Below are 13,715 nucleotides of genomic sequence, written 5' to 3' on the forward strand. Positions count from 1 at the left end.
CAAACCTTTACTTTAGAAGAGGCTTCCATCCGTATGACCGCGACCCGCATTCGGACACCGCGCCGGTCACTGCTGCTGCTCGGGCCGGCCTTCGTCGCCGCCATCGCTTATGTGGACCCCGGGAACGTCGCCGCGAACCTCACTAGCGGGGCCCGCTTCGGCTACCTGCTGGTCTGGGTCATCGTCGTCGCCAACCTCATGGCCATGCTGATCCAGTACCAGTCTGCGAAACTCGGCCTCGTCACCGGAAAATCCCTGCCGGAGATCCTCGGTGAGAGAATGCGCCCCTGGCCGCGCCGCGCCTACTGGGTGCAGGCCGAGATCGCCGCTATGGCCACCGATATCGCAGAGGTCATCGGCGGGGCCATCGCCCTCAAACTGCTCTTCGACGTACCGCTGCCGCTCGGCGGAGTCATCGTCGGCCTGATCTCCATGGTGATCCTCAGCGTCCAGAACCGCTACGGGCAGCACCGTTTCGAGATCGTCATCCTGGGCTTACTGGCAATCATTACCGTGGGTTTCCTCACGGGCCTGCTCATCGCTCCTCCGGACCCGCAGGAGACACTCTCCGGGCTCATCCCCCGTTTCGAGGGCAGTGAGTCCGTACTGCTTGCCGCGAGCATGCTGGGCGCCACCGTGATGCCACACGCGATCTATCTGCACTCCGCACTCGCCCGCGATCGGCATCGCCCGATCGGAAGCACCGCGCCCGGGGCCGGCAAACTCCGCACCCTCATCCGAGCGACCCGCATCGACGTCACCACCGCCCTGGCCATCGCCGGCGCAGTGAACCTGGGTATGCTGCTCCTCGCCGCGGCCACACTGCGCGGCGTCGAAGGGACTGACAGCATCGAAGGCGCGCACGGCGCCATTACCAGCGCCCTGGGCCCCGCTATCGGCGCTATTTTCGCCATCGGGCTGCTCGCCTCAGGGCTCGCCTCGACCTCGGTGGGCTCTTATGCGGGCGCCAATATCATGGCCGGCCTGGTGCACTTCCGGGTTCCGCTCTTGGCCCGCCGGGCCATCAGCCTCATTCCAGCCTTGGCACTGCTCATGCTCGGGGTGGACCCCACCTGGGCACTCATCCTGAGCCAGGTGGTGCTCAGCTTCGGCATTCCCTTCGCGCTCATCCCCTTGCTGCGACTAACCGCCAATCGCGACCTGATGGGCCAGTACCGGGACAACCTGGCGGTACGGCTGCTCTCCGGAGTCAGCGTGCTGCTGATCATCATCCTCAATCTCCTGCTGATCTACCTGACCGTCACCGGGAACGGCTAATTCCGGGAACGCGCCGGTTCAGCAGGTATTCTGAAGTGCGTGAAGCCGATGAACACCTCTTCAAGCGTCGAGGACTACGTCAAGGTGATCTATACCTATACGGAATGGCAGGATCAGCCGATCACCTCCTCGCAGCTGGCTTCGCGGCTGGGCATAGCGAATTCCTCGGTCTCGGAAATGGTGCGTAAGCTCAAAGAGGCCGGGCTCGTAGATCACCGCCCCTACAGCAGTGTCACGCTCACTGAATCCGGCCGGGCCCTGGCGCTGGCCATGGTGCGGCGGCATCGCCTGATCGAAACCTACCTGGCCCAGGAACTGGGGTACGGCTGGGATGAGGTCCACAACGAGGCGGAGAACCTCGAGCATGCCGTCTCCGAGCAGTTCATCGAACGGCTCGCCGCCAAGCTCGGCCACCCGGACCGCGACCCGCACGGAGATCCGATTCCCACCAGGGACGGAACCGTGCAGATGCCCAGTGCACGCCGCCTCGCCGAACTCGATACCGGCCATCGCGGCGTGATCACGCGGATCAGCGACGACAACCCCGAACTCCTGCGATACCTTCAGGAAGAACGAATCACCCTTGACGCGCACGTGGAGATCCTGGGCCGCAAGCCCTTCGGCGGAGCCACCATCGTCCGGCTCAGCCAGGGCGAGCACGTCCAGGAGATAGACCTCAGTGACGAAATCGGCGCAGCGCTGTGGATCGCCGATGACCCCCGCGTGGACAGTACGCACTAAGCACCGTGGCAGCCGTGTCCCGCTCTCAGCCCACCGCAGGCCCGGTACCGGCCTGGCCCCCGCTGAACTCCTGGATCGCCGTGGCTATCGCGGGCTTCCTCGGCACGGAAGCACGCTATCTTCTCGGCGTGCTGTTTCCCGAACCTGCCCATGGCTTCCCCGCGACCACGCTGATCATCAATGTCCTCGGGAGCTTGATTCTAGGACTCCTGACCGCCCGCTGGTCCAGGCACCCGGGGCGGCCCTGGCTGCGCGCCGCGCTGGGGCCGGGCCTGCTGGGGTCTTTCACTACTTTCTCCGCGGTCGTCATCGTGGTTGACTCGCTGAGTCGAGACGGATTCTGGCCGGTGGCTCTCTGGTACCTCCTGATCTCGCTCTGCCTGGGCATCGCAGCAGCAGCGGCGGGGCTGCACTGGGGACGGGATCGGCATCTTCAGAAGGAACGAGCATGACCGCGCTTGGCGCACTGGCCATCGGCTTGGCCGGCGCGCTCGGGGCCTTAGCTAGGTTCGGCGCCGATGCCCTCATCTCAGCCTCCTGGCGGGGGCGATACCCATCAGGCAGCCGGGGGCAATGGCCCTGGGCGACCCTTCTGGTCAACCTCATCGGCAGTTTCGGCATCGGCCTCAGCGCGGGCCTGCTGCTGCAGGCAGTACTCGATCCGTTCTGGTATCAGGTGCTGGCTACCGGGCTCGCCGGCGGCCTGACCACTTTCAGCTCGTTCACGGTGGCAACCGTGCTGCTCTGGCAGCAGGGCCGCCGCCTCCCCGCAGCAGCGAATCTCATAGTCAATACCGTTCTGGGATTATCCGCTGCGGCAGCAGGTCTGGCCCTCGGCGGGATCTGATCCCGCCCGTCTGTACGCTCAGGAACCGGCAGAGCGCAGCCAGAACGAAAGCGTTGTATGCACCACCGCGATGACGATCATGAGCACGCCGAGCGGCCAGAAGCCCAGGGCGAACAAACCCACTCCGGCGAAGACGAAACACAGCAGAGCTACTAACGGCTGAACCGGCCAACGTAGACGATGGGCGGCCTTAGGCGCCATCACATAGCTCCAGAAAGCCACCAGGATCACCACTAGCACAATGCCAGCGGCGGTCCCCCAGCCGCCGGAAAAAAGGCTTGCGGCCCAGAAAAATGCCACCACCAGAAGGCTCACTTCAAGGATGAACGCCAAAGTGCCGTTGACCCTGCCCAGGGCCCGCCGCCGGGCAGCACCAGTACTAATTCGGCTCACCGTTGATCGCCTCCATCATGAATCTGCGATTCCATTACGGTCAATCCTATCTATTCCCTCAGCTTCGCGGGCATCCGCAGCTGGTCGCTGGGCCGATCCCGGATGCCGCAGAGCGAGATCACCCCGCCAGCAGCCAAGGCCAGTCCCGAGACCAGCATGACCGTACGAGTTCCGGGGAGGTCGAGCTGGCCGCCCAGCACGCCGCCTGCCAAGGCGATGGCGATCAAGCCGGCCACCCTGGACACCGCGTTATTCACCGCAGATCCGATACCAGCGCGCCGGGTGGTGATGGACCCCAGGATGGTCGCGGTCAGCGGAGCGACAGTAGCGGCCAAGCCTATGCCGAAGACCACCATGCCCGGCAGCACCTGCAGGCCATAAGACAGCGGAAGACTGATATTGACCAAGAGCAGAAAGCCGCTGCCGGCAACGATCGGCCCCAGCCCCATGAACCATCTAGCCCCGTAGCGGCCGGCCAGCGTGCCAAACCAGGACGAGAGGAGCAGCAGGAGAACCGTGCTGGGCAGCATGGCCAGGCCAGCTATTGCGGCAGGCAAGCCCGCCACCTGCTGCAAGAAGAGGCCGAAGGTGAAAAACCCCAGGGACATCGCTCCGTAGATGAAGAACGTGGCAAGATTGCCGACCCAGAAATGACGGACGGTGAAAAGTGAAAGTGGCATCATCGGCTGAGCAGCCCGCCACTCATGGACGATGAATCCGGTCAGGGCTACGGCCCCCAGCAGCAGCGGCCCGAGCACCCAGGGGCTCCCCCAGCCTCTGCTGCCCTGCTCGATGAGACCGAAGACCAGAGCACCCAGACCTGTCACGGCTAACCCCGCGCCGAGATAATCCACCCGACCCGACTCCCGCACGACGGGCTCCTGCTGGCCCTCGAGCGCACGGAGCCTGCGCAGCAGAAGCCAGCACACCAGGATCGGAAGGAGGTTCACGAAGAAGATGAATCGCCAGCTCAGATAATCCACTGCCAGACCTCCCAGAACCGGGGCAGCGATCGTCGCCACACCCGTCCAGGCAGTCCACTGGCCGATGGCTCGGCCCTGCTGCTCCTTGCGGAAGTTTTCGATGATCAGGGCAAGCGAACTAGGTACTAGTAAAGCACCGGCAATGCCTTGTAATATGCGTGCCAAGATCAGAAACAATTCACTGGTGGCTAATCCGCACAGAACCGAAGTGATCGCGAAGCCGATCAACCCGGCGGACAGGATCCGCAACCGGCCGAACAGATCGGAGAGACTGCCCGCCACGAGGATGAGAGCCCCCAGGGTGAGCAGGTATCCATCAACGATCCACTGCTGACTGGAAAGACCCCCGCCTAGCTCCTGACTGATAGCGGGCAGCGCGAGGTTGACTACGCTGCCGTCCAGGATCGAGACAAAGGAAGCGAGAATCGCGATGATGAGCGCAGTGCGCTGGAGTGCGGTCATCGATCCCGTGGAGACATCCATAGGTATCAAAATAGTCCCTGGACAGCGCAGCGCAGCAGCAACAGTAGGAAGACGTGATAGAACAGAAGAGGGCGGATATAATGACGTTTTTGCGAGATGAGAGCAGTGCGGAAAGCTCTGCTTTCGCACGGAATATATTGGCCCGGGCGGTCTTGATCTTTTCCGGCTTAGTGCTGCTGATCTCTTTGGGACTCTCCTGGTTCCGTGTCGGCGGCGGAGCGCAAGGTAAGCCCTATGAACTGAACGGCATACGGACCCTCTTGCGAGGATTCAACCTGGATTTCCTCAGCGATCATGAGACCTCGGCTAATCCGGCGATCACCATAGGCGCTTTCGGGGTCCTGATTGTCATCGCTACGGTGATCCTGTTGTTGCTCCTGGCGTTCTACCCACAGAGGCGAGGCCTGCGCGGCGCCGCACTGCTGTCAGGGATCGCTGCCGTGCTGCTGCCGCTGGTCATGTTCCTCACCACAGTGTATGGACCGCGGATCGCCGGACTGGAGCCGGCCGTATGGCTCATCTTTGTGGGCGCCGTAGCGGGTCTCTGGGCTGCTATCACGATCTCTGACCCCGCCGCGGAAGGCATCCAAGACGACGACGAAGACGACGAGGAAGTTTTCTAGATTCTAGATATCACCCTTTCGGGCGCATTATGGCTAAGCACTAGAGAACCCCAGCCTGAGCTGGGGTTTTATAGTGGAGATGGGGGGAATCGAACCCCCGTCCGATGCTGCTTTGTCAGGGCTTCTCCGGGCGCAGTTTGCGTCAGGATTTCTCGGCCCCAGCGATCCTGCAAACAGGTCGCTGACCTGGGCCCAGTCGCATAAAAGTCCCTTTAGCCGCTGCGACAACGGCTAAAAGCAGTGGCTCCCTAGCTGACGCCAGTGACCGGGGCGAGAGCATCCCCGGGCTGACGGACCGTCCCGCTACTTAGGCAGCGAGAGCGAAGTCAGTGCGCTTAGAATTGGCACTTATTGGTTTGCAGAGGGCGTTTCCGAGATAACTCTGCATCCTCGGCCCGCTTCCCCTGTCGCGACATACATCGTCGAAACCTGTCATCCCCATATGTTGTTACCAAGGCATCCAGTTTACCCGACAACGGCTAACTGCCGCATTCGGTTGGTGCCAGTTCTTATAACAATCCGCTCTGAGCTTTTGATTCCAGCACCTTCAGCACCGCTTCGTCCAGGGTTTTCGCGAAGACCGGATCAGCGGCAGCGCGGTCCAGTACGCCCTGATAGAAGGCGGGAAGCACCGCCGGATTGGTGCACAGCGCCATGGTTCCGCCGGCAGCGATGAAATCAGCTGCACGCGTCGCGGGGGCATAGGGCGAGAGCTGCACCGCATCGCACATATCGTCCGAGACCACGATCCCGTCGAAGCCGAGATCCTGCCGCAATAGCTGCCCCATGATGGCCGGGGAGAACGGCGCGATATTCTGCGCATCGAGCTGAGGGTAGCTCGCATTGGACATCATGACCCAACGCGTTCCAGCCGCTATCGCATTCCGGAAGGGAAGCAGATACGGGTCATCGGCCTGTGTCTGGGAGTCCACTACCCCACTGACCGTATCCGTGTTTCCGGTGACCCGGCCCAGCCCCGGGAAGTGCTTGATCGTGGGGGCGACTCCGGCGTCGGCGAAGCCTTTGGCCACCGCCCCGCCCGCTGCGGAGACCACCTCCGGCCTATAGCCGTACTGCCGCCCGAACGCTCCGATCGGGGCGTTGCGAGGCGCGAAAGCGGCGGAGGGGACAGTATCGAGGGTCGGGGCAAAATTGACGTTGACCCCTACCAATGCGAGCTCGCCGCCCCATCCGGCTGCCTGCGCACGCAGCTGCTCCGAGCTGACTCCGCCCTGCTGGATGGCGGCGGGAATCTCGGAGAACCCCGGCCCGTTCATGATCTGGACTGCCCCGCCCTCCTGGTCCGTGGCGACGAAGGGGCGGATGCCGCCGCTGCCGGGAATGGTCACGGCCTCGCTCGCCCGAGCTGAAACCGCGGAGACTTCGGTTGTCCCGCCGTACGCTCTGCCTTTCAAGAAGACGTTGCCCAGCTGGAGCTGCTGAAGAGCGGCCAGTGCCGCCGGCTCAGGGCCGGTCACCGGGACTGAGGCCATGACGACTTGCCCTACTTTCTGCTGCGGCGTCAGGCCCGCTAGCGCCTGCTGAGCAGCCGAAGTCTGCGAGGGGGTTGGGCTCGCAGAAGGCTCTGCGCTCTCCGTAGCATCCGATTCTGAGACGTTGGGCTGCCCGGTGTCCGAGGCTTCTTGATTTCCGGACAGGACCCCGGAGAAAACGAGCCACGAAGCTCCGACTAGCAGCACTAACAGCCCAGCAAGAACCGCTATGATCTGGATGTTGTTCCACTGGCTATTCCAGCGACGCACAATATTCCCTCCTACGCCCGCAAAACACAGGCTGAGCGTTCGGATCCGGTGACTTAGCGCGCCTTTTGCTCACCACAGCTGACCGCTCAGCCGAGGTTTTTCTCCCGCATCGCGCGCTGCGCTTCCCGGGCATCCTGGGCTTCACGCAGGGCGTGGCGCTTATCGTATTCGCGCTTGCCTTTAGCCACCGCGATCTCGACCTTAGCCCGGCCGTCGCTGAAATACAGCTGCAACGGCACGATGGTCGTCCCGGTTTCCCGGCTGCGGTGCGCGATCCTGGTCAGCTCCGTCCGGTGAAGCAACAGCTTCCGTCGACGGCGAGCTGCATGATTGGTCCAAGAGCCGTTCAGGTACTCCGGGATGTACACCGACTCCAGCCAGAGCTCATCCCCGTCGAATGCCGCATAGCCGTCGGCGAGGTTCGCCCGCCCTTCGCGCAGAGACTTGACTTCGGTGCCCATCAGCGCGATTCCAGCTTCGTAGGTATCACCCAGGTGGTAGTCATGGCGGGCCCTGCGATTAGTCGCGATGACTTTGCGTCCGCGTTCCCGTGGCATGGTTATCCCACCTTTCCTGACTCTTTCCTGAATCACGCCCCTGATCGGACCATCTATCCTACCGTGCCCCAGCCAGTCAGTAAGATCAGAGCAGGCCTGCGGGGTTGACGGGCGTGCCGTTGAGCCAGGTCTCGAAGTGCGCATGGCACCCCGTGGAGTTGCCGGTGCTGCCTGAGTACGCTAACACATCGCCGGTATTCACCTGCTGACCGGCCGAGACCACAACCCGGGAGTTGTGATAGAAGACCGTGGTGAGAGCATTGCCCTGAACCACTCCGTTGGAGAGCTGGACGGCATTGCCGCCACCGTTATTGAGCCAGCCGGCGACGGAAACGGTTCCGGCGGCAGGAGCCCGGACGGGCGTTCCGCAGGGAGCACCGTAGTCGATGCCGGTGTGCTGGTAGGCGCCCGTACCGTAGAAGTCAATGGTTCCTGGCGGCACCTGCCGCCAGCCCCAGCCGGAAGTCACCGGGAAACCGGCGAACGGTGAGACCAGGCCGAAGGACGATGGCTGAACCTCGACGGTACCCGGCTGCGGCGGCACGTAGTTGGACTGGCCGCGCGCCTCCGCGAGTCGGCGCTGCTCTGCCTGCCAGGCTTCCTGTTCTTTGCGCTGACGCTCAGCGATCTGCGCGGCTACTTCCTGCTGCTGCGCTTGGACCGAGGCCAGCTGCGCCTGAATCTCCGGACGCTTGGCGTTAAGTTCTTCACTTAGCGCGGTGGTATCGGAGACCAATTTCTCCAGATCGGCCTTCTTGCCCGCGGCCTCTTCCTGAGCTGTCTGCTCCGCGACCAGTGCGGCATCCGCCTTGCCCTTGAGGTCCTGGATCTCGGTTTCCACCGCAACCAGCCGGGCCTGCGCGTTCCGGTTCGTTGCACCTTGCTGGGAAAGCTTGTCCAAAATCGCGTACTGACTGCGCAGCGCCTGATCGGCCAACGCAGTACTGTCCACCGCCTCGGTGGGATCCGCACTCAGCAGCACTGAAAGGTTGGCCGGAAGCCCGCCGCTCTTATAGGTCTGCGCAGCGATCTGGCCGATGATCTTCTGCGATTCTTCCGACTTGACCTGGTCCGAGGCGATCTGCTCGGCGATCTTATCCTTGCTCTGCTGAGCCAAGCCCAGGCGTTCGGACAAGGACTGGGCCTCCGAAGTCGCGGTGGCGACTTTGCCCTGAGCATCGGACAGGGCCTGGCGCGCCCCGGGCAGCATCCCTGAATACAGAGTCAGATCAGCAGCGGACTTGGCAATACCGGTATCCACGAATTCCAGTGAGGCCTGGACATCGGCCGCCTGTTGCTGGAGCTTGGCGGCTTGATCGTCCAGCTGATCCGCCGCATTGGCGGCGGCCCCGAGGAAAAGCGGCGCGGCGATCCCGGCGAACAGCCCGGTGCTCAGCGCGACGCAGCAGGATCGCAGGATCGTCGTGCGATGCCGCCGGAAGCTGCTTCCTCGGGCTTCGGCAGCAGTCGCTACGGCGCTGGTCTGGGATGGCTGCTCTGACATATCCTTCTCCTGAGTCGTCACTGAACTGACTCTAGCCTAAACCTTCAAGTACTTCCTGAGAGTAATCCATGAGGAGAACCCTGCGACAAGGACGCTGATCCCGATCAGGATCGGTGCGACCCACCACACCTGGCCAGCCGTGATGAAAGGCGTCGTCGGATTCATCGGCGCGAGGTATCCGGTAATGCCGAAGATCAGCACGAGCCAGAGAATGAGGATCGACAGCAGGGCCCCGATCACCGCAGCGATCACGCCTTCCAGGATAAAAGGCAGCTGCACCACGGTCTTCGAAGCGCCCACAAGGCGCATGATCCCAGTCTCCCGGCGCCTACTGAAGGCAGAAAGCCGAATCGTCGTCGCCACCAGTAGCGCCGCGGCGATGATCATCAGTACTGCGACTCCGGTAGCGATCCAGGTACCCCAGTTGATCACGGTGAAAAGGGGTTCGAGCACCCTGCGCAGGTCTACGACCTGATCCACGCCACGCACCGAGGAGAAGGCTTCTTTAAAGATCGGGAACTGCTGCGGGTCGTTGAGGCTGATCCGGAACGATGCCGGCAGCTGATCGGCCGTCAGCGCATCCGCGAAGGGGGAATCCTGCATCTGCTCCCGGATGTTGGTGAGCGCCTGTTCCTGAGTCTCGAACTGCACGCTCTTGACGTATTGGGAGATCGGCGCGGATTCGATCATGCCCCGGATCTCCTGCTGCTGAGCATCGGTGATCGGGCCGGCATCGCACGTGGACGCCGTGGAGTTCTTATTGCACAGAAAGATCGAGACCTGGATCTTGTCGTACCAGAAACCCTTGAGATTACTCACCTGAGCCTGGGCCATCAAGGCTGCCCCGACGAAGGTCAGAGAAACTAGCGTCACGAGGATCACTGAGACCACCATGGACAGGTTCCGGCGCAGACCGGAGGCAATCTCTCCGAGAATGAATCCGGCCCTCATGCCGAGCCCTCCTCAGTGGCTGAAGCCGCCGGGGAATGAGCATCACCCGGGCCCGCCGTATCCACTTTCGGGATCATGGAGGTGTACAAGGCCGTGGCCTCGTCCCGGATGATGCTGCCGTTCTTGAGCTCCACCACCCGCTTGCGGTACTGGTTCACGATGTCGTCGTCGTGCGTGGCCATGACCACGGTGGTGCCGTTCTGATTGATCTTGTCGAGCACTTTCATGATGCCCAGCGAAGTCTCCGGGTCGAGGTTACCGGTCGGCTCATCGGCGAGCAGGATTCCGGGCTTGTTCACCACAGCCCGGGCGATGGCGACACGCTGCTGCTCACCGCCGGAGAGCTCATGCGGCATCCGGTTCTCTTTACCCTCCAGACCGACGGTCTTGAGCACCTCGGGGACCGTGTCCCGGATCACGCTGCGGTTCCTGCCGATCACCTGCATCGCAAAGGCAACATTAGCGAAGACCGTCTTCTGCGGCAGCAGCCGGAAATCCTGGAAGACGATGCCGATGCCCCGGCGCAGCTTGGGCACACGCCAGGAGGAGATATGGGCCACGTTCTGGCCAGCGACGTAGACACTACCCCCACTGGCCCGCTCTTCACGCAGGACAAGCCGCAGGAAAGTGGATTTGCCAGAGCCCGAAGCCCCGACCAGGAAGATGAACTCGCCACGATCGACTTCCACGGAGAGGTCGTTCAGAGCTGGACGGCTCTTGCGGTCGTAGACCTTGGTGACGTTATCGAAACGGATCATGGCCCTTTGTTGCCCAGCTCGGAAAGCTATACTGAAACTTCCGGCCGGCGGCTGGGCAGAGGTTTGGGGAAGAGTCCGCCGACTTTTCGACTATGACACCTCTACCGGCAGAATCCCGTCACTGCCGGCGGTGTGTCGGCTAATTGACAGGGACCGCCCATGAACCACTTGGGCGCTATGCGCCTTCCGCGCTATTGCGCTGATTGGCGCGCCAGCGGATTCCCGCATCGATGAAATCATCGATATCTCCGTCGAGCACCGCAGTAGTGTTCCCTACTTCATGCTCGGTGCGGAGGTCCTTGACCATCTGATAGGGGTTCAGCACATACGAACGCATCTGGTCACCCCAGGATGCTTTCACGTCGCCGGCCAGAGCTTTCTTCTCCGCTTCATCCTCTTGCTTCTTGAGCAGCAGCAGCCGAGATTGCAGCACTCGCATCGCGGCTGCCCGGTTCTGAAGCTGCGATTTCTCGTTCTGCATGGAGACCACGATTCCGGTCGGCACGTGAGTCAGCCGCACCGCGGAGTCAGTGGTGTTGACCGATTGGCCGCCCGGACCTGAGGAGCGGAACACATCGACCCGGATCTCGTTCTCCGGGATCTCGATGCTGTCCGTCTGCTCGATGAGCGGCACGACCTCGACGGCGGCGAAGGACGTCTGGCGCCGGCCCTGATTGTCGAAGGGGCTGATTCGGACGAGGCGATGGGTGCCGGCTTCGACGCTGAGCGTGCCATAGGCGTAGGGCGCCTTGACTTCGAAAGTCGCCGACTTCAGCCCGGCTTCTTCTGCGTAGGAGGTATCCAGCACCTGGGTGGAGTAGCCTCGGCGCTCCGCCCAGCGCAAATACATCCGCAGAAGCATCTCCGCGAAATCCGCCGCATCCACGCCACCAGCGCCGGAACGGATCGTGATCACGGCTTCCCGTTCATCGTAATCACCGGATAAAAGGGTAACGACTTCCAGATCCTGGAGAGACTTCTGCAGGCTGCTGAGCTCACGGCTCGCTTCGGCCAAAGATTCCTGGTCCGACTCGGCTTCTGCCAATTCGACCAGCACCTCGAGGTCATCGATCCGTCCGTTCAAGACGCTGAGCCGCTCGAGCCTCGACTGCGCGTGCGAAAGTTTCGAGGTGACTTTTTGAGCTTCGGCGGGGTCGTCCCAGAGATCCGGGGCGCCAGCCTGAACTGAAAGCTCTTCGACCTCACCGCGGAGCGAATCCACATCGATCACTCGCTCAACCGAGGTAAGCGTATTGCGCAGCTCGCGGATCTCCACCGGAAAATCGATATCAGCCATGAAGCACAAGCTTAGGCCATCGAGCGACGCTCGCTTTTATTTGCAAAGTAGCCGTCGATTCTCATTAGCCACATTTTTCACAGTGGAAACTTTTGCAACAGACAGTTACTCTTAATTTCAGAGAATTGGATGTCTGTCACCGGTGCTAGGCATCTGAAACAGATACCCTAGACTGATTTACTTGGAGAATAGCCATGCACCGGGATTTCCCCCCTCCCTCTGCCCTGCCTGCCCGCCAATCTAGAAAAGCCAGGGCTTCGCTGCTCACTGCAGGCCTTCTGGCTTTGGCCATGAGCAGTGCACCTATTGCTTTCGCGGAGACCCCGACTCCGACTTCGGAGCAGGCAGCCCCGACCCAGAGCGCTAAGCCTGACCAAGCCCCGGAGAGCCCTGCGCAAAGCCCAGAACCTTCCGCGCTACCAGAGGCTCCTCGTCAAGATCCAACTCAAGATGCGGCGCCGAGTTCCTCCAATGCTTCTAAAGGCTCCGATTCCATCGTGCTGCCCTCCGGCGAAGTAGTCACCAGGCCAGAAGGTCCAGGTGCCACGATGAACGCCGGCCGGGCACAAGCCCAGCAGTCCCCAGGCGTTCCGATGCGCAGCGAGCAGTCCACCACCGGGCCCGCCGCCGAATCTGAGCCATTGAGCGCCCCCGTGACAAGCAAACCTGCCGGCACCGAAAATATGCCCGGCGGGGTCGATGTCAGCGGCTGGCAACAGAACGTCAACTGGCAGATGGTCTGGAACCAAGGTGCGCGCTTCGCCTATATCAAGGCCTCCGAGGGCCCCTGGCGGATGAACGACTACTTTGCACAGCAGTACAACGGCTCGTATTCCGCCGGGATGATCCGTGGGGCGTACCATTTCGCGCGGCCGAACCTTTCCAGCGGCGCCGCCCAGGCCCGGGTCTTTGTGCAGAGCGGCGGCGGCTGGTCGGCAGATGGCCGGACCTTGCCGGGAGCTCTCGACCTGGAGACCAATTACAGCGACAACTCAGGCAGATGCTTCGGCATGTCTCCCGGCCAGCTCACCGCCTGGACTTCAGACTTCGTCAACACCTATCGCGGACTCACTGGACGCGATCCAGCTATCTATACTGCCTACTTCTTCTGGCGTGATTGCATGGGTAACCCATCAACATTCAGTCAGAGCAGCCCACTATGGATCGCCGCCTACGGTGCAGCCGCGAATAATGTCTGGATGCCCGGAGGCTGGCCTCGATACACCTTCTGGCAGTTCAGTGAAAACGGGCCCTATAACGGCGGAGATTCGAATGTTTTCAACGGCAGCATGGACGGGTTACGCCAGCTGGCTTGGGGAAATGATGTCCAAGGACAAATAGCACGAGTAGCTTCAGCTAACCGGGCGGCTCTGGGCAATGCCACCTCAGGGGTGATCTGTGGGCTTAAAGACGGCGGCTGCTACCAAGCCTTCCAACGTGGGTTCATCAACTGGTCCCCTAACACCGGAGCCCAACCCAGCCCTAACGGCGGAATCCGCAACCGCTGGGCCTCCATGGGCTACGAAAGCGGACCCCT

Annotated in this window: 14 protein-coding genes and 1 other RNA gene; 6 read left to right on the forward strand and 9 right to left on the reverse strand. The window is 62.1% G+C overall.

Features of this window, described 5'->3' with window-relative positions:
* The first annotated feature begins 33 nt into the window (after positions 1-33).
* Genes C501_RS0106210 through C501_RS0106225 form a run of 4 tightly spaced genes read left to right on the forward strand, consistent with a single transcriptional unit; the run spans position 34 to position 2,866 of the window.
* Positions 34-1,278, forward strand: coding sequence for an Nramp family divalent metal transporter (locus tag C501_RS0106210; RefSeq protein WP_018134766.1), 1,245 nt, complete (start codon positions 34-36; stop codon positions 1,276-1,278).
* Positions 1,279-1,326: 48 nt separating this feature from the next.
* On the forward strand, positions 1,327-2,019 hold the full coding sequence (locus C501_RS0106215) for a metal-dependent transcriptional regulator (protein WP_018134767.1): 693 nt from the start codon (positions 1,327-1,329) through the stop codon (positions 2,017-2,019).
* 5 nt (positions 2,020-2,024) lie between these two features.
* A complete protein-coding gene (locus C501_RS12695) occupies positions 2,025-2,471 on the forward strand; it encodes a fluoride efflux transporter FluC (protein WP_245532424.1) in 447 nt (148 codons plus the stop codon).
* Positions 2,468-2,866 carry a fluoride efflux transporter FluC gene (locus C501_RS0106225; RefSeq protein ID WP_018134769.1) on the forward strand — a complete coding sequence of 133 codons (399 nt, stop codon included), beginning with the start codon at positions 2,468-2,470 and terminating at the stop codon, positions 2,864-2,866. The genes C501_RS12695 and C501_RS0106225 overlap by 4 nt, the downstream gene beginning before the upstream one ends.
* Positions 2,867-2,884: 18 nt before the next feature.
* On the opposite strand, the gene C501_RS0106230 is transcribed toward C501_RS0106225, so the two are convergent.
* Positions 2,885-3,259: a YrdB family protein gene (locus C501_RS0106230; RefSeq protein WP_018134770.1), complete on the reverse strand. Its 375-nt coding sequence runs from the start codon at positions 3,257-3,259 to the stop codon at positions 2,885-2,887.
* A gap of 50 nt (positions 3,260-3,309) precedes the next feature.
* Positions 3,310-4,725, reverse strand: a complete 1,416-nt coding sequence (locus C501_RS0106235) for an MFS transporter (RefSeq protein ID WP_018134771.1) — start codon at positions 4,723-4,725, stop codon at positions 3,310-3,312.
* Positions 4,726-4,805: 80 nt separating this feature from the next.
* Here C501_RS0106235 and C501_RS0106240 point away from each other — a divergent pair, with 80 nt between their 5' ends.
* Positions 4,806-5,348 carry a hypothetical protein gene (locus tag C501_RS0106240; RefSeq protein WP_018134772.1) on the forward strand — a complete coding sequence of 181 codons (543 nt, stop codon included), beginning with the start codon at positions 4,806-4,808 and terminating at the stop codon, positions 5,346-5,348.
* 71 nt (positions 5,349-5,419) lie between these two features.
* Here C501_RS0106240 and ssrA read toward each other — a convergent pair.
* The 7 genes from ssrA to prfB all read right to left on the reverse strand — a co-directional run bounded on the left by ssrA (position 5,420) and on the right by prfB (position 12,178).
* Positions 5,420-5,788: a transfer-messenger RNA gene (gene ssrA, locus C501_RS13965) on the reverse strand.
* A 69-nt stretch (positions 5,789-5,857) separates the two neighbouring features.
* Positions 5,858-7,111 (reverse strand): glycoside hydrolase family 3 N-terminal domain-containing protein, encoded by a 1,254-nt coding sequence (locus tag C501_RS0106245; protein ID WP_245532425.1) that lies wholly within the window; start codon positions 7,109-7,111, stop codon positions 5,858-5,860.
* Between the two features lie 86 nt (positions 7,112-7,197).
* A complete protein-coding gene (gene smpB, locus C501_RS0106250) occupies positions 7,198-7,668 on the reverse strand; it encodes an SsrA-binding protein SmpB (protein ID WP_018134774.1) in 471 nt (156 codons plus the stop codon).
* Positions 7,669-7,753: 85 nt separating this feature from the next.
* Complete coding sequence (locus C501_RS0106255) at positions 7,754-9,172, reverse strand: M23 family metallopeptidase (RefSeq protein WP_018134775.1); 1,419 nt, start codon at positions 9,170-9,172, stop codon at positions 7,754-7,756.
* A 36-nt stretch (positions 9,173-9,208) separates the two neighbouring features.
* Positions 9,209-10,123, reverse strand: a complete 915-nt coding sequence (gene ftsX / locus C501_RS0106260) for a permease-like cell division protein FtsX (protein WP_018134776.1) — start codon at positions 10,121-10,123, stop codon at positions 9,209-9,211.
* Positions 10,120-10,881 (reverse strand): cell division ATP-binding protein FtsE, encoded by a 762-nt coding sequence (gene ftsE / locus C501_RS0106265; RefSeq protein WP_018134777.1) that lies wholly within the window; start codon positions 10,879-10,881, stop codon positions 10,120-10,122. The genes ftsX and ftsE overlap by 4 nt, the downstream gene beginning before the upstream one ends.
* Positions 10,882-11,056: 175 nt before the next feature.
* On the reverse strand, positions 11,057-12,178 hold the full coding sequence (gene prfB, locus C501_RS0106270) for a peptide chain release factor 2 (RefSeq protein ID WP_018134778.1): 1,122 nt from the start codon (positions 12,176-12,178) through the stop codon (positions 11,057-11,059).
* Between the two features lie 290 nt (positions 12,179-12,468).
* Between prfB and C501_RS14275 the strand changes: the two genes are divergently transcribed.
* Positions 12,469-13,715: GH25 family lysozyme (locus tag C501_RS14275; protein ID WP_281098863.1), on the forward strand; the 1,247-nt coding region annotated here is incomplete at its 3' end.

It is taken from the genome of Acaricomes phytoseiuli DSM 14247, from assembly GCF_000376245.1.
Lineage (GTDB): Bacteria > Actinomycetota > Actinomycetes > Actinomycetales > Micrococcaceae > Renibacterium > Renibacterium phytoseiuli.

Excerpts from the sequence above, each read along its gene's own strand:
- smpB (WP_018134774.1), bottom strand. The coding sequence starts at position 7,668 with ATGCCACGGGAACGCGGACGCAAAGTCATCGCGACTAATCGCAGGGCC.
- C501_RS0106255 (WP_018134775.1), bottom strand. The coding sequence starts at position 9,172 with ATGTCAGAGCAGCCATCCCAGACCAGCGCCGTAGCGACTGCTGCCGAA.
- C501_RS0106235 (WP_018134771.1), bottom strand. The coding sequence starts at position 4,725 with ATGGATGTCTCCACGGGATCGATGACCGCACTCCAGCGCACTGCGCTC.
- C501_RS0106215 (WP_018134767.1), top strand. The coding sequence starts at position 1,327 with ATGAACACCTCTTCAAGCGTCGAGGACTACGTCAAGGTGATCTATACC.
- C501_RS0106210 (WP_018134766.1), top strand. The coding sequence starts at position 34 with ATGACCGCGACCCGCATTCGGACACCGCGCCGGTCACTGCTGCTGCTC.
- C501_RS0106240 (WP_018134772.1), top strand. The coding sequence starts at position 4,806 with ATGACGTTTTTGCGAGATGAGAGCAGTGCGGAAAGCTCTGCTTTCGCA.
- ftsE (WP_018134777.1), bottom strand. The coding sequence starts at position 10,881 with ATGATCCGTTTCGATAACGTCACCAAGGTCTACGACCGCAAGAGCCGT.
- C501_RS0106225 (WP_018134769.1), top strand. The coding sequence starts at position 2,468 with ATGACCGCGCTTGGCGCACTGGCCATCGGCTTGGCCGGCGCGCTCGGG.
- ftsX (WP_018134776.1), bottom strand. The coding sequence starts at position 10,123 with ATGAGGGCCGGATTCATTCTCGGAGAGATTGCCTCCGGTCTGCGCCGG.
- prfB (WP_018134778.1), bottom strand. The coding sequence starts at position 12,178 with ATGGCTGATATCGATTTTCCGGTGGAGATCCGCGAGCTGCGCAATACG.